This window comes from Aeromicrobium sp. JP4, assembly GCF_054957925.1.
The window spans coordinates 1,544,156-1,568,260 of sequence record NZ_CM143290.1 but is presented as its reverse complement, the minus strand read 5'-3'; the positions used below and the strand labels follow the sequence as shown (position 1 = coordinate 1,568,260).

The following is a 24,105-nucleotide window of genomic DNA, read 5'->3' as shown; positions in this document are numbered from 1 at the left end:
GGTGTCTCCCACGAGTCACCCGAAGTGCCCGTCAGGGCGACCCGCGCAGGTGCAGATCAGGGTCCGTCCCTGCGTTCACATGAGCGTCCTGTGCCCACGCACGGGGCGCTTTTCTCGTGCAGGCGTTCTTCGCATGACAGTGAAGGAGACCCATGGCACGCCCGGACAAGGCAGCAGCCGTCGCCGATCTCGCGGAGAGCTTCCGCGAGTCCAACGGCGCGGTGCTCACCGAGTACCGCGGCCTCAACGTCAAGCAGCTGCAGGATCTGCGGCGCGCGCTTGGCGATGCCGCGAGCTATGCCGTCGCCAAGAACACGCTGACCAAGATCGCCGCCAAGGACGCCGGAATCGAGCTCGACGAGTCGCTGCTCACCGGCCCCACCGCGATCGCCTTCATCACGGGCGACGCGGTCGAAGCGGCAAAGGGTCTGCGCGACTTCGCGAAGGCTAACCCCTCTCTCGTCGTCAAGGGCGGCTTCCTCGATGGGAAGCAGCTCGACGCCGAGGAGATCACGAAGCTGGCCGACCTCGAGTCGCGCGAGGTCCTCCTCGCCAAGCTCGCGGGTGGCTTGAAGGCCAACCTGGCCAAGGCCGCGGGGCTGTTCAACGCTCCGCTGTCGCAGGCAGCCCGCACCTTCGCGGCGCTGCAGGCGAAGGCCGAAGCCGATCCGTCGGTCCTGGCTGCGGGTGCTCCCGCCGCCGAGACCGCCGAGCAGGCACCTGCCGACGAGGCCCCCGCGGCCGAGTCGGCCACCGAGAACGTCGAGACCGACGTCACCGAGGGCTGAACCGCCCGATTCCCATCGGGACCCCCTCGGGGTCTCATTGCAGAAAGGACGCCAAAATGGCGAAGCTGAGCACCGACGAACTGTTGGACGCCTTCAAGGAGATGACGCTGATCGAGCTCTCTGAGTTCGTGAAGCAGTTCGAGGACACCTTCGAGGTCACCGCTGCTGCCCCGGTCGCCGTGGCCGCTGCGGGCGCCCCCGCCGCTGGTGGCGGCGATGCCGCCGCTGCCGAGGAGAAGGACGAGTTCGACGTCGTCCTCGAGGCCGCCGGCGACAAGAAGATCCAGGTCATCAAGGAGGTCCGTGGCCTCACGAGCCTGGGCCTCAAGGAGGCCAAGGATCTCGTCGAGAGCGCCCCCAAGGCCGTCCTGGAGGGCGTCAACAAGGACGCTGCCGAGAAGGCCAAGGAGGCCCTCGAGGCCGCCGGCGCCACGATCACCCTCAAGTGATCCACGGCTGACTGCTCGCGCGAGAGCGCTCGTTCCCCTCGGGGGACGGGCGCTCTCGCCGTTTCCGGGGGAGTTCGAATTCACCGGGAGGAAAGGGGAAACGAAAGATCGTTCCCGATCATCGCGACGATGTCAAGGCCCGGGGTTGATTTCGGTGTGTCGTCGCGATAGCATGAAGGTTCGCGCCTACTTTGTCATGCCCTTGAACGGTCCTGCCCGCTGTGTGCAGGACTTGACGGGGTCCCCGAAGCATGCGCGCGCACGGCACCAGTCGTGCGGGTTGGGCGGCGTGAGCCGCGCAACACAACTGAAGAGTACAGAACCGCCACGTTCATCGCATGCGAGTTCCTTCGGAAGGACTTCTCTTGGCCGCCTCGCGTACCGCCGCACCCACGAACACCACCTCGCGCATCTCGTTCGCGAAGATCGCAGAACCGCTCGAGGTTCCTGAACTTCTCTCCCTGCAGACCGACAGCTTCGACTGGCTGATCGGCAGCGACGCCTGGCGCGAGCGCGTCGAGGCCGATCTGGCCGCCGGACGCAACGACGTCTCGGCCAAGTCCGGTCTGGAGGAGATCTTCGAGGAGATCAGCCCCATCGAGGACTTCTCCGAGACGATGAGCCTGTCCTTCCGCGACCACCGGTTCGAGCCGGCGAAGTACTCGGTCGAGGACTGCAAGGACCGCGACGTCACCTACGCCGCCCCGCTGTTCGTCACCGCCGAGTTCATGAACAACGAGACCGGCGAGATCAAGAGCCAGACCGTCTTCATGGGCGAGTTCCCGCTCATGACCGACAAGGGCACCTTCATCATCAACGGCACCGAGCGTGTCGTCGTCTCCCAGCTCGTCCGCTCGCCGGGCGTGTACTTCGAGCGCACCCCCGACAAGACGTCCGACAAGGACATCTTCACGGCGCGCGTCATCCCGTCGCGCGGTGCGTGGCTGGAGTTCGAGATCGACAAGCGCGACATCGTCGGCGTCCGTCTCGACCGCAAGCGCAAGCAGTCCGTCACGATGCTGCTCAAGGCGCTGGGCTTCACCGAGGACGCGATCCTCGAGCAGTTCGGCCAGTACGAGTCCATCCGCATCACGATGGAGAAGGACTCGGTCCGCAGCGAGATCGTGCGCGAGGAGCTCGAGAAGAAGGCTCGCGACGCCGCCGTCACCACCGAGATGGTCGACGCCGAGGTCACGCGTCGCTCGCTCATCGACATCTACCGCAAGCTGCGTCCGGGCGAGCCGCCGTCGGTCGAGGCCGCGCAGACCCTGCTCGAGAACTACTACTTCAACCCGAAGCGGTACGACACGGCCAAGGTCGGTCGCCACAAGATCAACAAGAAGCTCGGCACCGACGCGGCGTTCGACCAGCAGACGCTGACGCTCGACGACGTCGTGGCCACGATCCGCTACGTCGTGGCCCTGCACGACGGCGCCGCCGAGCTCGAGACCCCGGCCGGCACCGTCCCGGTCGAGGCCGACGACATCGACCACTTCGGCAACCGTCGCATGCGCACGGTCGGCGAGCTGATCCAGAACCAGCTCCGCACCGGCCTGGCCCGCATGGAGCGTGTCGTGCGCGAGCGGATGACGACCCAGGACGTCGAGGCCATCACGCCGCAGACCCTGATCAACATCCGTCCGATCACGGCCGCGCTGAAGGAGTTCTTCGGCACCAGCCAGCTGTCGCAGTTCATGGACCAGAACAACCCGCTCGCGGGCCTGACGCACAAGCGTCGTCTGTCGGCCCTCGGCCCGGGTGGTCTGTCGCGTGAGCGCGCCGGCTACGAGGTCCGCGACGTCCACCCGTCGCACTACGGCCGCATGTGCCCGATCGAGACCCCGGAAGGCCCGAACATCGGCCTGATCGGCTCGCTCGCGTCGTTCGGACGGATCAACCCGTTCGGCTTCGTCGAGACGCCGTACCGCCGCGTCATCGACGGCAAGGTCAGCACGCAGATCGACTACCTGACCGCCACCGACGAGGACCGTTTCATCGTCGCCCAGGCGAACTCGATCCTCAACGAGGACGGCTCGTTCGCCGAGGACGCCGTGCTGGTGCGCCAGCGCGGCGGCGAGGCCGAGCTCCGCCCGGCCGAAGAGGTCGACTACATGGACGTCTCGCCGCGCCAGATGGTGTCGGTCGCGACCGCCCTGATCCCGTTCCTCGAGCACGACGATGCGAACCGCGCGCTCATGGGCGCCAATATGCAGCGTCAGGCCGTCCCGCTGATCCGCAACGACGCCCCGCTCGTCGGCACCGGCATGGAGTTCCGTGCCGCCGTCGACGCCGGTGACGTCACCGTCGCCAAGAAGCCCGGCGTCGTCAAGGAGGTCTCGGCGGACTCCGTCGAGATCATGGAGGACGAGGGCACGTACACCACGTACCGCCTGGCGAAGTTCCGTCGCTCGAACCAGGGCACCTGCACGAACCAGCGCCCGCTGGTCCGTGAGGGGCAGCGGGTCGAGGTCGGCACGCCGCTGGCCGACGGTCCCTGCACCGACGAGGGCGAGATGGCGCTGGGCACCAACCTGCTCGTCGCCTTCATGCCCTGGCAGGGTCACAACTACGAGGACGCGATCATCCTGTCCCAGCGTGTCGTCCAGGACGACCTGCTGACCTCGATCCACATCGAGGAGCACGAGGTCGACGCCCGCGACACCAAGCTGGGCCCGGAGGAGATCACGCGCGACGTCCCGAACGTCAGCGAGGAGACCCTCGCCAACCTCGACGAGCGCGGCATCATCCGCATCGGCGCCGAGGTCGGCAACGGTGACATCCTCGTCGGCAAGGTCACGCCCAAGGGCGAGACCGAGCTGACCCCCGAGGAGCGCCTGCTGCGCGCGATCTTCGGCGAGAAGGCGCGCGAGGTGCGCGACACCTCGCTCAAGGTCCCGCACGGCGAGTCCGGCACCGTCATCGGCGTGCGCGTCTTCGACGCGTCCGAGGGTGACGAGCTCAGCCCCGGCGTGAACCAGCTGGTGCGTGTCTACGTGGCCCAGAAGCGCAAGATCAGTCACGGTGACAAGCTCGCCGGCCGTCACGGCAACAAGGGCGTCATCGCGAAGATCCTGCCCGTCGAGGACATGCCGTTCCTCGAGGACGGCACCGCGGTCGACATCGTGCTCAACCCGCTGGGCGTGCCCGGTCGAATGAACGTCGGTCAGGTCCTGGAGAACCACCTCGGGTGGATCGCCAAGGCCGGCTGGGAAGTTCCGGCCGAGAACAAGGAGGAGTGGGCCGAGCGCCTGCGCAAGATCGGTGCCGACACGGCCCCCGCGAACACGAACATCGCCACCCCGGTGTTCGACGGTGCGCGCGAGGACGAGATCTCCGGTTTGCTCTCCAACACGCGTCCGAACCGCGACGGCGACCGCATGGTCGGCCCGGACGGCAAGGCACGTCTGTTCGACGGTCGCACCGGCGAGCGGTTCCCCGATCCCATCAGCGTCGGCTACATGTACATGCTGAAGCTTCACCACCTGGTCGACGACAAGATCCACGCGCGCTCGACCGGCCCGTACTCGATGATCACCCAGCAGCCGCTCGGCGGTAAGGCCCAGTTCGGTGGCCAGCGCTTCGGTGAGATGGAGGTCTGGGCCCTCGAGGCCTACGGCGCCGCGTACGCGCTGCAGGAGCTGCTGACGATCAAGTCCGACGACATCGTCGGTCGCGTCAAGGTGTACGAAGCCATCGTGAAGGGCGAGAACGTCCCCGAACCGGGTATCCCCGAGTCGTTCAAGGTTCTCGTCAAGGAGATGCAGTCCCTGTGTCTCAACGTCGAAGTGCTCTCCGCCGACGGCTCCGCCGTCGAGATGAAGGACTCCGAGGAGGAGTTCTTCCGCGCTGCCGAAGAGCTCGGTATCGACCTGTCCCGCCGCGAGCCGTCGTCCGTCGACGAGCTCTGAGCACCACCGATACCGACCACTTCGACTCTGCTCCATCTTTGAAAGGGAAAGAAGACACCGTGCTCGACGTGAACTTCTTCGATCAGCTCAAGATCGGTCTCGCGACCGCCGACGACATCCGCAACTGGTCGTTCGGCGAGGTCAAGAAGCCGGAGACGATCAACTACCGCACGCTCAAGCCCGAGCGTGACGGACTCTTCTGCGAGAAGATCTTCGGTCCCACCCGGGACTGGGAGTGCTACTGCGGCAAGTACAAGCGCGTGCGCTTCAAGGGCATCATCTGTGAGCGCTGCGGCGTCGAGGTGACCCGCTCCAAGGTGCGCCGTGAGCGGATGGGCCACATCGAGCTCGCCGCCCCGGTCACGCACATCTGGTACTTCAAGGGCGTGCCGAGCCGGCTGGGCTACCTGCTGGACCTGGCGCCGAAGGACCTGGAGAAGGTCATCTACTTCGCGGCCTACATGATCACCTCGGTCGACGACGATGCGCGTCATCGTGACCTCGACAGCCTCGAGGGCAAGATCCGCCAGGAGATCGACCAGATCGAGAACCGCAAGAACGGCGCGATCAACGCCCGGGCGATCAAGCTCGAGGAGGACGTCGCGGCGCTCGAGGCCGAGGAGGCCAAGGCGGCCGAGCTGCGCAAGGTCCGCGATGCGGCCGAGCGTGAGATGGGCCAGCTGCGCGATCGCCATGACCGTGAGATCGCGCGCATCCAGGAGGTCTGGGACCGGTTCAAGAACCTCAAGGTCCAGGACCTCGAGGGTGACGAGCTGCTGTTCCGCGAGATGCAGTACCGCTTCGGCAAGTACTTCGAGGGCTACATGGGCGCTGCGGCGATCCAGAAGCGCCTGCAGGACTTCGACCTCGACGCCGAGGCCGAGCTGCTGCGCGAGATCATCGCCACGGGCAAGGGTCAGCGCAAGACCCGTGCCCTCAAGCGCCTCAAGGTCGTCTCGGCCTTCATGGGCAGCGAGAACAACCCGGCGGGCATGGTCCTGGACGCCGTCCCGGTGATCCCGCCGGAGCTGCGCCCGATGGTCCAGCTCGACGGTGGCCGTTTCGCGACGTCCGACCTGAACGACCTGTACCGCCGCGTCATCAACCGCAACAACCGCCTCAAGCGACTGCTCGATCTCGGCGCGCCCGAGATCATCGTCAACAACGAGAAGCGGATGCTGCAGGAGGCCGTGGACTCGCTGTTCGACAACGGCCGTCGTGGCCGTCCCGTCACGGGTCCGGGCAACCGCCCGCTGAAGTCGATCTCCGACATGCTCAAGGGCAAGCAGGGTCGCTTCCGTCAGAACCTGCTCGGCAAGCGCGTCGACTACTCGGGCCGTTCGGTCATCGTCGTCGGCCCGCAGCTCAAGCTGCACCAGTGCGGTCTGCCCAAGCAGATGGCGCTCGAGCTGTTCAAGCCGTTCGTGATGAAGCGTCTGGTCGACCTGAACCACGCGCAGAACATCAAGAGCGCCAAGCGCATGGTCGAGCGTGCTCGCCCGGTCGTGTGGGACGTGCTCGAAGAGGTCATCACCGAGCACCCCGTGCTGCTGAACCGCGCGCCCACCCTGCACCGTCTGGGCATCCAGGCGTTCGAGCCGCAGCTCATCGAGGGCAAGGCCATCCAGATCCACCCGCTCGTCTGCTCGGCCTTCAACGCCGACTTCGACGGTGACCAGATGGCCGTGCACCTGCCGCTGTCGGCCGAGGCGCAGGCCGAGGCCCGCGTCCTGATGCTCTCGACGAACAACATCCTCAAGCCGTCGGACGGCCGACCGGTCACCATGCCCACCCAGGACATGATCATCGGTCTGTACTTCCTCACGCTCGACCGTGACGGTCACGTGGGCGAGGGCCGTGCGTTCAGCTCGCCCTCCGAGGCGACGATGGCGTTCGAGCGGGGCGAGATCACGCTGCAGAGCAAGGTCAAGATCCGCATCAACGGCGAGATCCGCGACACGACGCTCGGCCGGGCGATCTTCAACGACACGCTCCCGGACGACTACCCGTTCGTGAACTTCCAGGTCGGCAAGAAGGAGCTCGGCGTCATCGTCAACGACCTCGCCGAGCGCTACAGCAAGGTCGACGTGGCCGTCGCGCTGGACAACCTGAAGGACGCCGGCTTCCACTGGGCGACCCGCTCGGGCGTCACCATCTCGATGGACGACGTGGTCAGCCCGCAGGAGAAGGGCAAGATCCTCGAGAAGTACGAGGGTCAGGCCGCCAAGGTGCAGCAGCAGTTCGACCGCGGTCTCATCACCGAGGACGAGCGTCGCCAGGAGCTCATCGAGATCTGGACCCAGGCCACGGCCGAGGTCGCGGGCACGATGGAGGAGATGTTCAAGGCCAGCGGGGACAACCCGATCTGGATGATGGTCAACTCCGGTGCTCGAGGCAACATGATGCAGCTGCGTCAGATCGCCGCCATGCGAGGCCTGGTCGCCAACCCGAAGGGCGAGATCATCCCGCGCCCGATCAAGGCGAACTACCGCGAGGGCCTGTCGGTCGTCGAGTACTTCATCGCGACCCACGGCGCTCGTAAGGGCCTGGCCGACACCGCGCTGCGTACGGCCGACTCGGGTTACCTGACCCGTCGTCTGGTCGACGTCAGCCAGGACGTCATCATCCGCGAGGAGGACTGCGGCACCGAGCGTGGTCTGCCCAAGGTGATCGCGACGCGCCTCGACGACGGCACCCTTGTGGCCGCCGAGAACGTCGAGACCTCGGCCTACGCCCGCAACGCCGCGGTGGACATCGTCCACCCGGAGTCGGGCGAGGTGCTGGTCGGTGCGGGCGAGGACCTCGGCGACGTCGAGATCCACCAGCTCATCGCCGCCGGCGTCGAGTCGATCAAGGTGCGCACGGTCCTGACCTGCGACGCCAAGACCGGCACGTGCGCCAAGTGCTACGGCCGTTCGCTGGCCACCGGCAAGCTCGTCGACATCGGCGAGGCCGTCGGCACCATCGCGGCCCAGTCGATCGGTGAGCCCGGCACCCAGCTGACGATGCGTACCTTCCACACCGGCGGTGTGGCCGGTGACGACATCACTCACGGTCTGCCGCGCGTCGTCGAGCTCTTCGAGGCTCGTCAGCCCAAGGGCAAGGCGCCGATCACCGAGGCCGCCGGTCGCGTCACGATCGACGACTCCGACAAGGGTCGCAAGATCGTGGTCACGCCCGACGACGGTGCCGAGCCGATGGAGTACCCCGTCACGAAGCGCGCGCGCCTGCAGGTGCAGGACGGCGACTCGGTCGAGGTCGGCGACCAGCTCACGCACGGTACGCCCGATCCGCAGGAGGTCCTGCGCATCCTGGGTGTCCGCAAGGCGCAGGAGCACCTCGTGGACGAGGTCCAGGAGGTCTACCGCAGCCAGGGTGTGGCGATCCACGACAAGCACATCGAGATCATCGTGCGCCAGATGCTCCGTCGCGTGACGGTCATCGAGCAGGGTGACGCGAAGCTGATCCCCGGCGATCTCGCGGACCGCGCGATCTTCGAGGAGGAGAACCGTCGCGTCGTCGCCGAGGGTGGCACCCCCGCCTCCGGCCGTCCGGTGCTGATGGGCATCACGAAGGCCTCGCTGGCCGTCGAGTCCTGGCTGTCGGCCGCCTCCTTCCAGGAGACGACCCGCGTCCTCACCGAGGCCGCGATCCAGGGCAAGTCGGACTCGCTGCGCGGTCTGAAGGAGAACATCATCATCGGCAAGCTGATCCCGGCCGGCACCGGCCTGGAGCGGTACCGCAACATCCGGGTCGAGCCGACCGAGGAGGCGCGTCAGAACGCCTACGCGGTCACCGGCTACGACAGCTTCGACTACCAGTTCGGAGCCTCGGACGCGGCGCCGGTGGCGTTGGACGACTACGACTTCAGCTTCGACAAGTGAGTCACTGAGTCACGCGAAGGGGCCCTGCCGATCCGGCAGGGCCCCTTCGTCGTGCCCGGGATGGGCGGTGGGTCAGCGGAGGTGGTGTCCCAGCGGGCGGTGGTGCCGCGACGGGTAGGCCGGCTCGAGGCCGCGGTCCCACACGTCCGGGTGCTCGCCCTGGAAGTGGTCGGTGTCCTCGCTGGGGTCGCGGAACATCCAGGTCAGGCGCGGCTCGAAGACCGGCCGGAACACCGTGGCCACCGGCTTGGTCATCAGCAGGTTCGCCACGATGAGCGCCGTGACGATGCAGCCGAGCACGGCGGTCGCGCCGTAGGGCTCGATGCGGGCCCACAGGTCGTAGTGGCGGTCGAGCCACAGGATCACGAACCCGTGCAGCAGGTAGCAGTAGAAGGTGCGGCCGCCGAGCGTCGTGGTCCACGAGCGACCGCGGGGGATGAGCGACAGGGCCGCGAGGGTCAGCACCAGCGCGATGACCATCAGCAGCGCGCGGATCGCGACGCCCTCGAGCGGCGCCGCGTCGAGCTCGTCGTAGCGCGCCTTCCACAGCAGCCAGGTCGTGGTGGGCCAGCGGTCCGCCCACGACTGGGCGAAGAGCTGGCAGGCGACGAACGCACCGACCAGCAGCGCCACCGAGACGACGCGGATCCGGGTGCGCCCGAGCCGCAGGAACATGTCGCGGTCGAAGTGCAGGCCGATCACGTAGAACGGCAGCAGGCCCAGCACCTTCGGCAGGGCCAGGACGTTGGGGATCTCGATCAGGCCGGCCAGCAGGGAGATCAGCACCGCGGTGGTGATCGGGTACTTCAGCGCCCGCCAGATCGGGGTGGTGAGCCGCCAGATGAACAGCGCCGCGAGGAACCAGCCGAGCCACTGCGGCGACAGGATCATCAGGTGCTCGGGCTCGCCGTCGTAGTGGCGGGTGATCAGCTGCAGGCCGGTCTCGACGATCAGGTACGGCACGATCAGGGTGGAGACGATGCGGCGGATCTGGCGGAAGTCGCCGACGTAGTGCCGGGCGGTGTAGCCCGAGATCAGCACGAAGAACGGCATGTGGAACGAGTAGATCCACGTGTAGACGCCCCGGGCGGAGTCCATCACCACCAGCTCGGTGAGCGAGTGCCCGATCACGACCAGGAGCATGACCCAGTACCGCGCGTTGTCGAGGTACGCGACACGTTCCTTCGGCGCTGAGGTGCTGACCGGCAGCGGATCGAGGCGGCTCATCGCCTCGACTCTAGTAGTTCCCGGCCGCGCCGCAGCCCGTGCGATTCCGCGGTGGGATCAGGCCGGAGGCGTCAGGAAGAGCGAGAGGTAGTTGCCCCGCGCCGAGAGCGTGTGCACCGTGCGCACGCCCGTGCCGTCGGCCCTCGTGCCCCACGTCGTGATGATGACCTCGTTGAGGTCGGCCACGACGTCGCGCTCGAGGGCGCCCTCGACGCGCTCGCTGGTGAAGGTCTCGGCGACCTCGGTGGCGATGGAGGCGCGCAGCGTGGTCATCGTGGCGAACGGCGGACGCTGGCCCGACAGCAGGACGGTGGCGCTCGACGGCGGCAGGTAGCCGTCGATGACGGGCTCCGTGGCGGGGGCGTCCTCGTCCATCTTGGGCCAGATCCAGTCGGTCTTCTCGGTGGTGTCCTCGACCTCGACGGGGTCCTCGAGCTCCTCGGGAGTGCGATCCTCCTGGCCGGTGCGGGGATCGCCGACGTAGGAGAGGTCGAGGCGCATCACGGGCCGCTCGAGCGAGGCGAAGTTGCCGGTGCGGGTGGAGACGCGTCCGGGATCCACGGTCAGGTGCACGCGCAGGTCGCGCCCGCCCGGGCTCGTGCCGGTGATGTCGAGGTCGCAGCCCGTGACGCGGCGGTCCTTCGCCTGGCAGTACGCGGACAGGTCGTCGGTGACGATGTCGGACTCGGGCAGCAGGACGTCGAGCTCGGCGAGCATCCGGCGCACGACGAGCGTCGGGTTCCCGTCGACGCGCATCAGCGAGACGAACGTGTCGGGCTTCGGCGGATCGTCGAGGTCCTCGAAGAGGTCGCCCTCGGGGCGGGTGTCCACGGTGGGAGTTGGTGTGGGGGTGGGCGTGGTGTCGGTGCCCTCCTCCTCGGCCTCCTCGGCGTCCTCCAGCGCCTGCTCCGCGCGCACGGCGTCGAGCTCGGGCTTGAAGGCGTCGATCAGGCGCTCGCTGCGGTAGCGAACCAGGGGACCGAGCTGAGTGGCGCCGGCGGGAACGCTCAGCCCGTAGGCGATCGGGCTCGCCGGACCGGACTCGTGCGAGTCGATCTCGGGCGGCACGGTGGTGCGGTCGGCGCTGGGCACACCCCCGTCGGACGTGCAGCCGGTCAACGTCAGGAGCGCCGTCGTCGCGGCGATGGCAGCAGTCAGACGGCGCATCGAATCCCTTGGTAGATGTGGACCACCCAAGGTTACAAGGTGGCGCCGTATGGTTCTGTCCATGATCGTCCCGAGGCGACCGTGACCACACGGACGACCGCCACCGACCGGGTCTTCGCGCTGCTGCGCGAGCAGATCGTCGGCGGCGAGCTCGCGGCGGGATCGCAGCACTCCATCTACCGGCTGTCCGAGCAGCTCGACGTCTCCCGCACCCCGGTCCGCGAGGCCGTGCTGCGGCTGGCCGACCTCGGTCTGGTCGAGATCGAGCGCAACCGGGGCGTGCGCATCCGCGGCGTGACCGTGGCCGACGTCCGCGAGGTCTTCGAGCTGAGGCTGCTGCTCGAGGTGCCGGCCGCCGCGGCAGCGGCGCGCCTCGCCGACCGCGCCCTGCTGGACGAGCTGGCCGCCAACGTCGAGGCGACCCGGGCCCACGCGGAGGCCGGGCGCCGGACCGACTTCACCCGGGTCGACCGCGACTTCCACTCGCTCGTGGCGTCCGCGGTGCGCAATCCACGGCTGGAGGCGGAGGTCACCCGCCTGCGCGACTCGATCCAGGCGCGGGGCGTCTCCACCTTCGGGCGCTCGCGCCCCCTGGGTGAGGTGGCCGCCGAGCACGCTCCCGTGGCGGAGGCGGTCGCGGCCCGCCAGCCCGAGGCCGCAGCCGCACGGATGGCGGCGCACCTCGAGCGCACCGGGACGCTGCTGATGCGCCAGGTGGCGGGACCGGGGGAGACCGTCGACCTGGCGTGGGCCGACGACGTCCGCGGAGCCACCGCGGCCGCGGGGAGTAGCATGCTACTGACGGACTCCGCGGACGAAGGACACCGATGACCACGCCTCCCCTCGAGCGCACGCACACTGCCGGCGACGTCCTGTCGGCGCTGGACCGCGCCGGGGTGCGCGACGTCGACTCCTCGTCGCTGGCGCGCGCGCTCTACAGCTCCGACGCCTCGCTCTACCGGGTCGAGCCGACCGTGGTCGTCCGCCCGCACGACATCGACGAGGTCCACGCCGTCGTCGAGGCGTGCCGCACCACCGGTACCCCGCTCACCTCCCGCGGCGCCGGCACCTCGATCGCCGGCAACGCGATCGGCACGGGCGTCGTGCTCGACTTCTCGCGCCACATGAACCGCATCCACGCGATCGACGAGGCCACGCGCACCGCGCAGGTCCAGCCGGGGGTCGTGCACGCGACGCTCCAGCGCGCGGCCGCGCCGGCGGGACTGCGCTACGGGCCCGATCCGTCCACCCACACGCGGTGCACGGTGGGCGGGATGATCGGCAACAACGCCTGCGGCAACCGCGCGCTGGGCTACGGGCGCAGCGCCGACAACGTGGCCGCCCTCGACCTGCTGACGATGTCGGGGGACCGGTTCCAGGTGGGCCGCGACGTCACGGTGGCGTCCGACCGGCTCGAGCGGCTCCGCTCGCTCGTGGGCGCCAACCTCTCCACCGTCCGCACCGAGTTCGGCCGCTTCGGCCGCCAGGTGTCGGGCTACAGCCTCGAGCACCTGCTGCCCGAGCGCGGCTTCGACGTCGCCTCCTTCATGGCCGGCACCGAGGGCACGCTCGCGGTGATGCTGGGCGCCACGGTCGACCTCGTCGCCGACGCGTCGGTCCGCCACCTCGTCGTGCTGTCCTTCCCCTCGATGGCCGAGGCCGCCGACCACGTCCCGGCGATCCTGCCGTTCGAGCCGATCGCGTGCGAGGGGCTCGGCGGTCGCATCGTCGAGGTCTACCGCGCGGCGAACGGCGTCTCGTCCGTTCCGGAGCTGCCCGAGGGCGACGGCTTCCTCTACGTCGAGCTGGCAGGGGACGACGCGGCCGAGCTGCGCGCCCGGGCCGATCGGGTCGTCCGCGCCTCGGGTGCGCTCGGCCACCGCCACGTCACCTCCCCGATCGAGCAGTCGGTCCTGTGGAGGATCCGCGAGGAGGGCGCCGGCCTGGCGTCCCGCGCCTGGGACCGCCCGGCGCTCGCCGGCTGGGAGGACGCCGCCGTCCCGCCCGAGCGGCTGGGGGAGTACCTCCGCGGCTTCGAGGCACTGCTCGACCAGCACGGCCTGCACGGCACCCTGTTCGGCCACTTCGGCGACGGCTGCGTGCACGTGCGCATCGACTTCCCGCTCGACGCGCCCGACGGCCGCCGGGGGTTCCGGTCCTTCCTCACCGATGCCGCCACGCTGACCGCCTCGTACGGCGGCTCCTTCTCCGGCGAGCACGGCGACGGCCGGGCCCGGTCCGAGCTGCTGCCCCTCATGTACTCGCCGGAGGCCGTCTCCCTGTTCGAGCAGGTCAAGGCGGTCTTCGACCCCGACGACCTGATGAACCCGGGCGTCCTCGTGCGACCCCGTCCGCTCGACGCCGACCTGCGCGGCATGGGCGCCGGCTGGCCCGCCGGCCTTCCCGGGCAGCGGCGCGGACTCAAGCTGCTGCACGACGACGGCGACTTCGGCGCCGCGGTGCACCGGTGCACGGGAGTGGGCAAGTGCCTCGCGGCGCCCGCGTCCGGCGTCATGTGTCCCTCGTTCCAGGCCACCCGCCAAGAGAAGGACTCCACGCGTGGTCGAGCCCGCGTGCTGCAGGAGATGATCGACGGGCGTCTCGTCGACGGCGGCTGGAGCAGCCCGGAGGTGCACGAGGCGCTCGACCTGTGCCTGTCGTGCAAGGGGTGCCTGGGCGACTGCCCCACCGGTGTGGACATGGCCAGCTACAAGTCCGAGGTGCTGCACCAGACCTACCGCGGCAAGCTGCGGCCCCGCAGTCACTACGTCCTGGGCCGGCTCCCGTTGTGGGCGCGACTCACCGCACCGGTCGCGCGCCTGGCGAACCTGGCCCTGCGCACGCCGGGCGTCGCGCACCTCGCCCGTTGGGTGGCGGGCGTCGACCAGCGCCGCAGCCTGCCCGCCTTCGCGACCCGCACCTTCTCCAAGGTCCTGGCGCGGGAGGAGCGTGCCACCGGCGGCGATCCCGTGCTGCTGTGGGCCGACTCCTTCACCGAGTACTTCTCCACCGACGCCGGCCGGGCGGCCGTGCGCCTGCTCGAGTCGGCCGGGTACGAGATCCGGCTGCTCGAGCGCCAGCAGTGCTGCGGGCTCACCTGGATCTCGACCGGCCAGCTCGACCAGGCCGCCGAGCTGGCGGGCGCTGCCGTCGACCAGCTGCACCCCTACGTCGCGGCCGGGATCCCGGTGGTCGGCCTCGAGCCCTCGTGCCTCGCGGTGCTGCGCACCGACGCCGTCGAGCTCGTCGACGACCCGCGCGCGGCGGAGGTGGCCAAGGGCGTGTTCACCCTGGCCGAGCTGCTGGCCGACCGCGAGGATCTCGAGGTGCCCGACCTGTCCGGGCGCACCCTCGTGGTCCAGCCGCACTGCCACCAGGCGTCGGTCATGGGCTTCGAGGCCGACCTGCGCCTGCTGTCGCGGACCGGCGCGAGCGTCGTCCGGGTGGGCGGGTGCTGCGGTCTCGCCGGCAACTTCGGCGTCGAGCAGGGGCACTACGAGGTCTCGGTCGCCGTGGCCGAGCAGCAGCTGCTCCCCGCCGTACGCGACGCCGGTCCCGACGCGATCGTCGTCGCCGACGGCTTCAGCTGCCGCACCCAACTCGACGACCTCGCCGACGTCCAGGCCGTCCACCTCGCCCAGCTGCTCCTCGGCGACCGCTGACCACCGCCCCCAGGGGCAACTTTTGTGACACCGTTCGGTTCGATCCGGCTCGGCGTGCCGAACCGCGTCACAAAAGTCGGGCGTGGAGCGGGAGGATGGGCGCCATGGAAGACCCGCTGATCCTGCTCGGCCGCGAGATGGCCGGCTTCGCCGCCCTCGTCGGGGACATCGAGGGCGACGAGCCCGTGCCCGCCTGCCCCGGCTGGACCTCGGCCGACGTCGTCCGTCACCTCGGCTCGATCCACCGGTGGGCGGCGGCCATCGTGCTGTCGGGCCAGCGGATCCCCGACGAGCCGGCCGCGCGCGCGAGCGAGCCGCTGGACGAGTGGTACGCCGGCACCGCCACGGCCCTCATCGCGGCGCTGCAGGCGGTGGATCCCGACGAGCCGGTGCCGAACTTCTCCCGCACCGACGAGGTCGCCGCCTTCTGGCCGCGGCGCCAGCTGCACGAGACCTGCATCCACCGGGTCGACCTGCTCCAGGCGTGCGGCCGCCCGGACCTCACGTGGGACGTCGATCCCGAGGTCGCGGGGGACGGGATCGCCGAGGTGATCCGCGTCTTCGGCCGCCGGATGACCGACCGCGGGAGGCGGCCCCACGTCCACGCGCCCGTCCGTCTCGTCGCCACCGACCTGGAGCGCAGCTGGACCGTCGCGCCCGACGAGGACGACCCCGAGGGGCCGCCGCGCCTCGTCCAGCGCGAGATCGACGTCGAGGGCGAGGCCGTCGGCACGGCGACCGACCTGTACCTCGCCCTGTGGGGCAGGGCGCCGGCGTCCGCGGTCGCCCCCTCGGGCGCGGCCATCGCCTGGTTCGACGGGCCGCGCGTCCCCTGACGCCCGGCCGCTGCCGGCCGGCGGAGGCGATTTGTCCCGACGCGGCGGGCTCAGGTAGTATGGGGAGCCGTGCCCGACGTGAGTCGGTGCGACGTTCGAACGGACAAGGGCCCCTGGCCCGATGATCCGTGACCACGGTGGTCGGATGCCCCCGTGGTGGAGATCGAGAAAGACCCGCGAGGCGGTATGCGCGCCCGCGACTGCACGGGAGAATTCCCAGGAAGAGGCATAGTGCCCACCATCAACCAGCTTGTCCGCAAGGGCCGCCAGAGCAAGGTCGTCAAGACCAACACCCCGGCCCTGAAGGGTTCGCCCCAGCGGCGTGGCGTGTGCACCCGCGTGTACACCACGACCCCCAAGAAGCCGAACTCCGCGCTGCGGAAGGTCGCTCGTGTCCGCCTCTCCAGCGGCACCGAGGTGACCGCCTACATCCCCGGTGAGGGCCACAACCTCCAGGAGCACTCGATCGTGCTCGTTCGCGGTGGTCGTGTGAAGGACCTCCCGGGTGTCCGCTACAAGATCATTCGCGGCTCCCTCGACACGCAGGGTGTCAAGGGCCGCAAGCAGGCTCGCAGCCGTTACGGCGCGAAGAAGGAGAAGAGCTGATGCCTCGCAAGGGTCCCGCTCCGAAGCGTGCCATCGAGACCGATCCGGTCTACGGCAGTCAGCTGGTCACCCAGCTGATCAACAAGGTGCTGTTCGACGGCAAGAAGCAGGTCGCACAGCGCATCGTCTACAGCGCCCTCGAGGGCACGCGTGAGAAGTCCGGCACCGATCCGGTCATCACCCTCAAGCGCGCGCTCGACAACGTCAAGCCCGCCCTGGAGGTCAAGAGCCGCCGCGTCGGTGGCGCCACCTACCAGGTCCCGGTCGACGTCCGTCCTGGCCGTCAGACCACCCTCGCGCTGCGCTGGCTCGTCAAGTACAGCTCCGAGCGTCGCGAGAAGACCATGGCCGAGCGTCTCCAGAACGAGCTGCTCGACGCCAGCAACGGCCTGGGTGCCAGCGTGAAGAAGCGCGAAGACACCCACAAGATGGCCGAAGCCAACAAGGCGTTCGCCCACTACCGCTGGTGACCGTGAGCGCGGTGACCCCGCGCTCGCCCACCCACCCCCATCTCTGCGAAGGCTGATCCTCACGTGGCAACCGACATCACCACCGACCTGACCAAGGTCCGCAACATCGGCATCATGGCGCACATCGATGCCGGTAAGACCACCACCACCGAGCGCATCCTGTTCTACACCGGCATCACGTACAAGATCGGTGAGGTCCACGAGGGTGGCGCCACGATGGACTGGATGGAGCAGGAGCAGGAGCGCGGCATCACGATCACGTCGGCCGCGACGACCTGCTGGTGGAAGAACCACCAGATCAACATCATCGACACCCCCGGTCACGTCGACTTCACCGTCGAGGTCGAGCGCTCGCTGCGCGTCCTCGACGGCGCGGTCGCGGTGTTCGACGGCGTCGCCGGCGTCGAGCCCCAGTCCGAGACCGTGTGGCGTCAGGCCGACAAGTACGGCGTCCCGCGCATGTGCTTCGTCAACAAGCTCGACCGCACGGGCGCCTCGTTCGACTTCTGCGTCAAGACGATCCGCGAGCGCCTCGGCGCGACCGCGCTCGTCCTGCAGCTGCCGATCGGTGCCGAGTCGGACTTCCTGGGCGTCGTCGACCTCGTCGGCATGCGTGCCCTAACGTGGCGCGGCGAGACGACGATCGGTGAGGACTACACGGTCGAGGAGATCCCGGCCGACCTGGCCGACGCCGCCGCCGAGGGTCGCGAGAACCTTCTCGAGACTCTGGCCGACGTCGACGACGAGATCGCCATGGCGTACCTCGAGGGCGAGGACATCTCGGTCGAGGACCTCAAGGCCGCGATTCGTCGCGCCACCCTGGCCGCGAAGCTCAACCCGGTCCTGTGCGGCACGGCGTTCAAGAACAAGGGCGTCCAGCCCCTGCTCGACGCGGTCGTCGACTTCCTGCCCAGCCCGATCGACGTCGGCGACATCGTCGGCCTCGATCCGAAGGACGAGTCGAAGAACGACACGCGCCCGCCGTCCGACGACGCGCCGTTCGCCGGTCTGGCCTTTAAGATCGCCACGGACCCGCACCTGGGCAAGCTGACCTTCGTGCGCGTCTACTCCGGTCGCCTCGAGGCGGGCACCCAGGTGCTCAACGTCACGAAGGGCCGCAAGGAGCGGATCGGCAAGGTCTACCAGATGCACGCCAACAAGCGTGAGGAGATCGCGTCGGTCGGCGCCGGCCAGATCGTGGCCGTCATGGGCCTCAAGGACACCACCACGGGCGAGACGCTGGCCGACTCGGCCAACCCGATCGTGCTCGAGTCGATGACCTTCCCGGACCCGGTGATCCAGGTCGCGATCGAGCCCAAGACCAAGAGCGACCAGGAGAAGCTGGGCGTCGCCATCCAGAAGCTCGCCGAGGAGGACCCGACGTTCCAGGTCCACACGGACGAGGAGACGGGTCAGACGATCATCGCCGGCATGGGCGAGCTCCACCTCGACATCCTGGTCGACCGCATGAAGCGGGAGTTCCGGGTCGAGGCGAACGTGGGCAAGCCGCAGGTCGCCTACCGCGAGACCATCCGCAAGGCCGTCACGGGTCACAGCTACACGCACAAGAAGCAGACCGGTGGCTCGGGTCAGTTCGCCAAGGTCGTCATCGGCCTGGCGCCCAACGGCCCCGAGGCCGGTGGCGAGGGCGGCTACGAGTTCGTCAACGAGGTCACGGGTGGTCGCGTCCCGCGCGAGTACATCCCCTCGGTCGACGCCGGCGGCCAGGCCGCCATGGAGTTCGGCGTCCTCGCCGGCTACCCGATGGTCGATGTCAAGTTCACCCTCGAGGACGGCGCCTACCACGACGTCGACTCCAGCGAGCTCGCTTTCAAGCTGGCCGGCAACATGGCCTTCAAGGAAGCAGCGCGCAAGGCCAACCCGGTTCTCCTCGAGCCGATGTTCGCCGTCGAGGTCACGACGCCCGAGGACTACATGGGCGACGTGATCGGCGACCTCAACTCTCGTCGTGGACAGGTTCAGTCCATGGAGGAGGGCTACGGTGGCGCCAAGATGATCAAGGCGCTCGTGCCGTTGTCCGAGATGTTCGGGTACGTGGGTGACCTGCGGTCGAAGACCTCAGGCCGCGCGTCGTACTCGATGCAGTTCGATTCCTACGCCGAGGTCCCCAAGGCCGTGGCCGAAGAGATCGTCAAGAAGGCCCGCGGCGAGTGAGCTTCGGCCCCATCGCATAGGGTGGCCTGAGGTTCGCTCCGACGCGTTCCACACGGCGTTTCAGTCAAACAAGATCTAGAGAAACCAAACCAGGAGGGCCCCAGTGGCTAAGGCGAAGTTCGAGCGGACCAAGCCGCACATGAACATCGGCACCATCGGTCACATCGACCATGGCAAGACGACGCTGACCGCGGCGATCACCAAGGTGCTGCACGACAAGTACCCCGACCTGAACGAGGCCTCGGCCTTCGATCAGATCGACAAGGCTCCCGAGGAGCGCCAGCGCGGCATCACGATCTCGATCTCGCACGTCGAGTACCAGACCGAGAACCGCCACTACGCGCACGTCGACTGCCCGGGTCACGCCGACTACGTCAAGAACATGATCACCGGCGCGGCTCAGATGGACGGCGCGATCCTCGTTGTCGCCGCCACCGACGGCCCCATGCCCCAGACGCGTGAGCACGTGCTGCTCGCCCGCCAGGTCGGCGTGCCGGCCATGGTCGTGGCGCTCAACAAGTGCGACATGGTCGACGACGAGGAGATCCTGGAGCTCGTCGAGCTCGAGGTTCGCGAGCTGCTCAACGAGCAGGACTTCGACGGCGACAACGTCCCCGTCGTCAAGGTTGCGGCCCACCCGGCCCTGACCGGCGACGAGAAGTGGGCCGAGTCGATCCTCGAGCTGATGAACGCGGTCGACGAGTACATCCCGCTGCCCCCGCGTGAGACGGACAAGCCGTTCCTCATGCCGGTCGAGGACGTCTTCACGATCACCGGTCGTGGCACCGTCATCACCGGTCGTATCGAGCGCGGCATCGTGAAGGTCAACGACACCGTCGACATCGTGGGCATCCGTGAGGACAAGCAGACCACGACCGTCACCGGTATCGAGATGTTCCGCAAGCTGCTCGACGAGGGTCAGGCCGGCGAGAACGTCGGACTGCTCCTGCGTGGCACGAAGCGCGAGGACGTCGAGCGCGGCATGGTCGTGATCGCTCCCGGCTCGACGACTCCCCACACGGAGTTCGACGGCCAGGTGTACATCCTGTCCAAGGAGGAGGGTGGCCGTCACACGCCGTTCTTCAACAACTACCGCCCGCAGTTCTACTTCCGCACCACGGACGTCACCGGCGTCGTCACGCTGCCCGAGGGCACCGAGATGGTCATGCCCGGCGACAACACCGAGATGTCGGTCGTGCTGATCCAGCCGATCGCCATGGAGGAGGGCCTGCGCTTCGCCATCCGCGAGGGCGGCCGCACCGTCGGCGCCGGCCGTGTCACGAAGATCAGCAAGTGATCTGACCTGACACGCACTGCGTGAGAACCCCCGGGGCTTCGGCCCCGGGGGTTCTGTCATGTCCGGGTGCCGTTCGGGGGAGGGGCCTGCCGTACCCTCGCGGTGTGGGACACGATCACGCGCACGGCGCCGGGGTCCGGCACCGCGGACGACTGCTCACCGTGCTGGCGCTGACCCTCGGGGTCCTGGTCGTGCAGGTCGTCGTCGGCCTGATGACCGGTTCGCTCGCCCTACTCGCCGACGCCGGCCACATGCTCAGCGACTCCCTCGGTCTGGTGCTCGCGCTGGCGGCGATCGCCGTGGCCCAGCGGCCCGGCGGTCCGCGCAGCACCTACGGCTGGCACCGCACCGAGGTCCTCGCCGCCGGCGCCAACGGGCTGATCCTGCTGGGCATCTGCGTCGTCATCGCTGTCAACGCCGTCGCTCGGCTCGATGACCCACCGAGCATCGAGGGTGGCTGGGTGCTGGTGGCGGGCGCGGTCGGACTCGCGGTCAACATCGTCGGACTCGTCATCCTGCGCGCCGGCTCGAAGGAGAGCCTGAACGTCCGTGGCGCCTACCTCGAGGTGCTCGGCGACGCCGTCGGCTCGGTCGTGGTGATTGTGTCCGCGGTCGTCATCCTCCTCACCGGCTGGCACGAGGCCGACCCGATCGCCTCGCTGGTGATCGCGGCACTCGTGATCCCGCGCGCGGTGTCGCTGCTGCGCGACGTGGCCGAAGTCCTGCTGGAGACCAGTCCTCGCGACGTCGACCTCGACGAGGTGCGCGGCCACATCCTCGGCGTGGAGGGCGTGGTGGACGTGCACGACCTGCACGTCTGGACCATCACCAGCGGGATGCCGGTGATGAGTGCGCACGTCGTCGTCGACGACTCGGTCGTCGACATGGCCGACGCGCACCACGTGCTCGACCACCTGTGCACGTGCCTGAGCCACCACTTCGACGTGGCCCACTCGACGTTCGAGCTGGAGCCCGCCGGGCACCTGGAGTCGGAGCGCCACGGGCACGACTAGGGCAGGTGTCGCAGCCCACGGTCACACCCGTACGACCCGATTTGTGTTACGCGGGCGGAGTCTGTCAGAATGGTCAGGTTGCCCCGGCATGTTCGCGGTGGCGCCTGCGGTTGGGAACTCACGCCCAGCTCAACGTCGGTGCCGAACCCGAGACCATGTTGTCCGGCCAGTCGCACCGCATCGGCGGGGCGGAGCCGGTCCAACCACCTAACTCGAGAAGTGTGTGTTCCTTTGTGCGCGTCAGCGCCGCGACACGCCCGACCTCGGGGAACGGAGACGGGGGCCTGCCTACCCCGAACCCGGGGGCTGGCGAAGACGAATGTAAAGGACGAGCGAGAGCATGGCGGGACAGAAGATCCGTATCCGGCTCAAGGCCTACGACCACGAGGTCATCGATTCCTCGGCGAAGAAGATCGTCGACACCGTGACCCGCACCGGCGCCAAGGTTGCCGGCCCCGTGCCGCTGCCGACGGAGAAGAACGTGTACTGCGTCATCCGTTCGCCGCACAAGTACAAGGACAGCCGCGAGCACTTCGAGATGCGCACCCACAAGCGGCTCATCGACATCATCGACCCGACGCCCAAGACCGTCGACTCGCTCATGCGACTCGACCTGCCGGCCGGCGTCGACATCGAGATCAAGCTCTGAGGGAGGGACGCACACCATGAGCAGCAGCACACTCACCGCGCGCGGCCTCCTCGGTCGCAAGCTCGGGATGACGCAGGTCTGGGACGAGAACAACCGGGTCATTCCGGTCACCGTCCTCGAGGCCTCGACCAACATCGTCACCCAGATCCGCACCCGCGAGACCGACGGCTACAGCGCCATCCAGCTCGGCTACGGCGAGATCGACGGCCGCAAGCTGAACAAGCCGCAGGCCGGTCACTTCGCGAAGGCCGGCGTCACGCCGCGCCGCCACGTCGTGGAGATCCGTACCGAGGCCGTCGCCGACTACACCCTGGGCCAGGAGATCTCCCCGGAGATCTTCGCCAACGGTGACAAGGTCGACGTGACCGCCACCAGCAAGGGCAAGGGCTTCGCCGGCGTCATGAAGCGTCACGGCTTCGCCGGCGTCTCCGCCTCGCACGGCGCGCACCGCAACCACCGCAAGCCCGGCTCCATCGGTGGCTGCGCCACCCCCGGCCGGGTCTTCAAGGGCCTGCGCATGGCGGGCCACATGGGCACGGACACCGTGACCACCCAGAACCTCACCGTCCACGCGGTCGACACCGAGCGGGGCCTCATCCTGGTCAAGGGCGCAGTGCCCGGGGCCAAGGGCGCTCTCGTCGTCATCCGCTCCGCTGCGAAGGGGGCCTGACCGACATGGCACAGACCATCGACGTCGACCTGCCCGTCGACATCTTCGACGCCCGCGTCAGCATCCCGCTGATGCACCAGGTCGTCACCGCACAGCTCGCGGCTGCCCGTCAGGGCACGCACAGCGTCAAGACGCGCGCTGAGGTCCGCGGCGGCGGCAAGAAGCCGTACCGCCAGAAGGGCACCGGCCGCGCTCGCCAGGGCTCGATCCGCGCTCCCCAGTACGCCGGTGGTGGCGTCGTGCACGGCCCCACGCCGCGCTCGTACGACCAGCGCACGCCCAAGAAGATGAAGGCCGCCGCCCTGCGTGGCGCCCTCACCGACCGGGCCCGCAGCGGTCGCCTGCACGTCATCGACTCGCTCGTCTCCGGTGACGCGCCGTCCACCCGGACCGCGCTCGCCGCGGTGCGTGGCCTCTCCAACCGGGCGCGCGTGCTCGTGGTCGTCGACCGCGACGACGCGCTGACGGTCAAGAGCCTGCGCAACGCCGAGTTCATCGCCACGCTCACCTTCGACCAGCTCAACACGTACGACGTGCTGCTGGCCGACGACGTGATCTTCACGAAGGCCGCGTTCGACGCCTTCGTGGCGGCGCGCTCGACCGAGGGTGCCGAGACGGTCAAGCTGAGCCAGGCGGTCGTCGAGGCTGACGCCCCCGCGGCCAAGCCGGCCAGGAAGTCCGCCCCGAAGCAGGCTGCCGCGAAGGCCGAGGCCAAGGCCGAGGTGGTCGAGGCTCCCGCCGAGGACGACGCGAAGTCCGGCGCCACCAAGACCCAGCCGTACGGCCCGGGTTCGAAGGCGCCGCTGGCCAGCGGCAACGCGCCCAAGGGTCACGAGATCAAGGGCAACGAGAACTCGAAGAAGTACCACGTGCCCGACAGCCAGTGGTACGACCAGACGGTCGCCGAGGTCTGGTTCGACTCGGTCGAGTCCGCCGAGGCCGCGGGATTCGCTCCGGCCGGTGGCGCTGAGGCCCAGGAGGAGAACTGATGACCAACCACGGAACCTTCGCGCGGGACGTCCTGATCGCCCCCGTGGTCAGCGAGAAGAGCTACGGCCTGCTCGACGACAACAAGTACACGTTCCTGGTCCACCCGGACGCCAACAAGACCCAGATCAAGATCGCCGTCGAGGAGATCTTCGGGGTCAAGGTCACCGGTGTGAACACGATCAACCGCAAGGGCAAGACCCGTCGCACCCGCAACGGCGAAGGCAAGCGCAAGGACACCAAGCGCGCCGTCGTCAGCGTGGCCGCGGGCCAGAGCATCGACATCTTCTCGAGCCCGAGCTGAAGGACTGACTGAG

The 24,105-nt window shown here is 68.7% G+C and carries 18 protein-coding genes; 16 read left to right on the top strand and 2 right to left on the bottom strand.

Features of this window, described 5'->3' with window-relative positions; all coding sequences use genetic code 11:
• Positions 1–152 precede the first annotated feature (152 nt).
• The 4 genes from rplJ to ACY1JX_RS07740 all read left to right on the top strand — a co-directional run bounded on the left by rplJ (position 153) and on the right by ACY1JX_RS07740 (position 9,029).
• Positions 153–788 (top strand): 50S ribosomal protein L10, encoded by a 636-nt coding sequence (rplJ, locus tag ACY1JX_RS07755; protein ID WP_181754410.1) that lies wholly within the window; start codon positions 153–155, stop codon positions 786–788.
• A 56-nt stretch (positions 789–844) separates the two neighbouring features.
• Entirely contained in the window at positions 845–1,237 is a 393-nt protein-coding gene (rplL, locus tag ACY1JX_RS07750) for a 50S ribosomal protein L7/L12 (RefSeq protein WP_181754411.1), read from the top strand.
• A gap of 365 nt (positions 1,238–1,602) precedes the next feature.
• Positions 1,603–5,145, top strand: a complete 3,543-nt coding sequence (rpoB, locus tag ACY1JX_RS07745) for a DNA-directed RNA polymerase subunit beta (RefSeq protein WP_462565760.1) — start codon at positions 1,603–1,605, stop codon at positions 5,143–5,145.
• 59 nt (positions 5,146–5,204) lie between these two features.
• On the top strand, positions 5,205–9,029 hold the full coding sequence (locus tag ACY1JX_RS07740) for a DNA-directed RNA polymerase subunit beta' (RefSeq protein ID WP_181754416.1): 3,825 nt from the start codon (positions 5,205–5,207) through the stop codon (positions 9,027–9,029).
• A gap of 72 nt (positions 9,030–9,101) precedes the next feature.
• Here ACY1JX_RS07740 and ACY1JX_RS07735 read toward each other — a convergent pair whose 3' ends face one another.
• Both ACY1JX_RS07735 and ACY1JX_RS07730 read right to left on the bottom strand, forming a co-directional pair.
• Positions 9,102–10,256, bottom strand: a complete 1,155-nt coding sequence (locus tag ACY1JX_RS07735) for an acyltransferase family protein (RefSeq protein ID WP_462565759.1) — start codon at positions 10,254–10,256, stop codon at positions 9,102–9,104.
• A 57-nt stretch (positions 10,257–10,313) separates the two neighbouring features.
• Complete coding sequence (locus ACY1JX_RS07730) at positions 10,314–11,423, bottom strand: hypothetical protein (RefSeq protein WP_462565758.1); 1,110 nt, start codon at positions 11,421–11,423, stop codon at positions 10,314–10,316.
• Between the two features lie 81 nt (positions 11,424–11,504).
• Between ACY1JX_RS07730 and ACY1JX_RS07725 the strand changes: the two genes are divergently transcribed.
• The 12 genes from ACY1JX_RS07725 to rplW all read left to right on the top strand — a co-directional run bounded on the left by ACY1JX_RS07725 (position 11,505) and on the right by rplW (position 24,092).
• Complete coding sequence (locus tag ACY1JX_RS07725; protein WP_462565757.1) at positions 11,505–12,254, top strand: GntR family transcriptional regulator; 750 nt, start codon at positions 11,505–11,507, stop codon at positions 12,252–12,254.
• On the top strand, positions 12,251–15,085 hold the full coding sequence (locus ACY1JX_RS07720; protein WP_462565756.1) for an FAD-binding and (Fe-S)-binding domain-containing protein: 2,835 nt from the start codon (positions 12,251–12,253) through the stop codon (positions 15,083–15,085). Before ACY1JX_RS07725 ends, ACY1JX_RS07720 begins: the two co-directional genes overlap by 4 nt.
• A 104-nt stretch (positions 15,086–15,189) precedes the next feature.
• On the top strand, positions 15,190–15,921 hold the full coding sequence (locus tag ACY1JX_RS07715) for a maleylpyruvate isomerase family mycothiol-dependent enzyme (protein WP_462565755.1): 732 nt from the start codon (positions 15,190–15,192) through the stop codon (positions 15,919–15,921).
• A 231-nt stretch (positions 15,922–16,152) separates the two neighbouring features.
• Positions 16,153–16,527, top strand: a complete 375-nt coding sequence (gene rpsL, locus ACY1JX_RS07710; protein WP_019143662.1) for a 30S ribosomal protein S12 — start codon at positions 16,153–16,155, stop codon at positions 16,525–16,527.
• Positions 16,527–16,997 carry a 30S ribosomal protein S7 gene (rpsG, locus tag ACY1JX_RS07705; protein WP_078699135.1) on the top strand — a complete coding sequence of 157 codons (471 nt, stop codon included), beginning with the start codon at positions 16,527–16,529 and terminating at the stop codon, positions 16,995–16,997. The genes rpsL and rpsG overlap by 1 nt, the downstream gene beginning before the upstream one ends.
• Positions 16,998–17,111: 114 nt before the next feature.
• A complete protein-coding gene (gene fusA, locus ACY1JX_RS07700; RefSeq protein WP_194956400.1) occupies positions 17,112–19,172 on the top strand; it encodes an elongation factor G in 2,061 nt (686 codons plus the stop codon).
• 103 nt (positions 19,173–19,275) lie between these two features.
• Positions 19,276–20,469 (top strand): elongation factor Tu, encoded by a 1,194-nt coding sequence (gene tuf / locus ACY1JX_RS07695; protein WP_286927698.1) that lies wholly within the window; start codon positions 19,276–19,278, stop codon positions 20,467–20,469.
• 104 nt (positions 20,470–20,573) lie between these two features.
• The gene (locus tag ACY1JX_RS07690) at positions 20,574–21,482 is read left to right on the top strand and encodes a cation diffusion facilitator family transporter (protein ID WP_462565754.1); all 909 of its coding nucleotides are present in this window, start codon (positions 20,574–20,576) and stop codon (positions 21,480–21,482) included.
• A 340-nt stretch (positions 21,483–21,822) separates the two neighbouring features.
• Positions 21,823–22,131 (top strand): 30S ribosomal protein S10, encoded by a 309-nt coding sequence (gene rpsJ / locus ACY1JX_RS07685; RefSeq protein ID WP_078699131.1) that lies wholly within the window; start codon positions 21,823–21,825, stop codon positions 22,129–22,131.
• Between the two features lie 16 nt (positions 22,132–22,147).
• On the top strand, positions 22,148–22,801 hold the full coding sequence (gene rplC, locus ACY1JX_RS07680) for a 50S ribosomal protein L3 (RefSeq protein ID WP_181754437.1): 654 nt from the start codon (positions 22,148–22,150) through the stop codon (positions 22,799–22,801).
• Between the two features lie 5 nt (positions 22,802–22,806).
• Positions 22,807–23,790 (top strand): 50S ribosomal protein L4, sunset domain variant, encoded by a 984-nt coding sequence (gene rplD, locus ACY1JX_RS07675; RefSeq protein ID WP_462565753.1) that lies wholly within the window; start codon positions 22,807–22,809, stop codon positions 23,788–23,790.
• Complete coding sequence (gene rplW, locus ACY1JX_RS07670) at positions 23,790–24,092, top strand: 50S ribosomal protein L23 (protein ID WP_078699128.1); 303 nt, start codon at positions 23,790–23,792, stop codon at positions 24,090–24,092. The genes rplD and rplW overlap by 1 nt, the downstream gene beginning before the upstream one ends.
• Positions 24,093–24,105 lie beyond the last annotated feature (13 nt).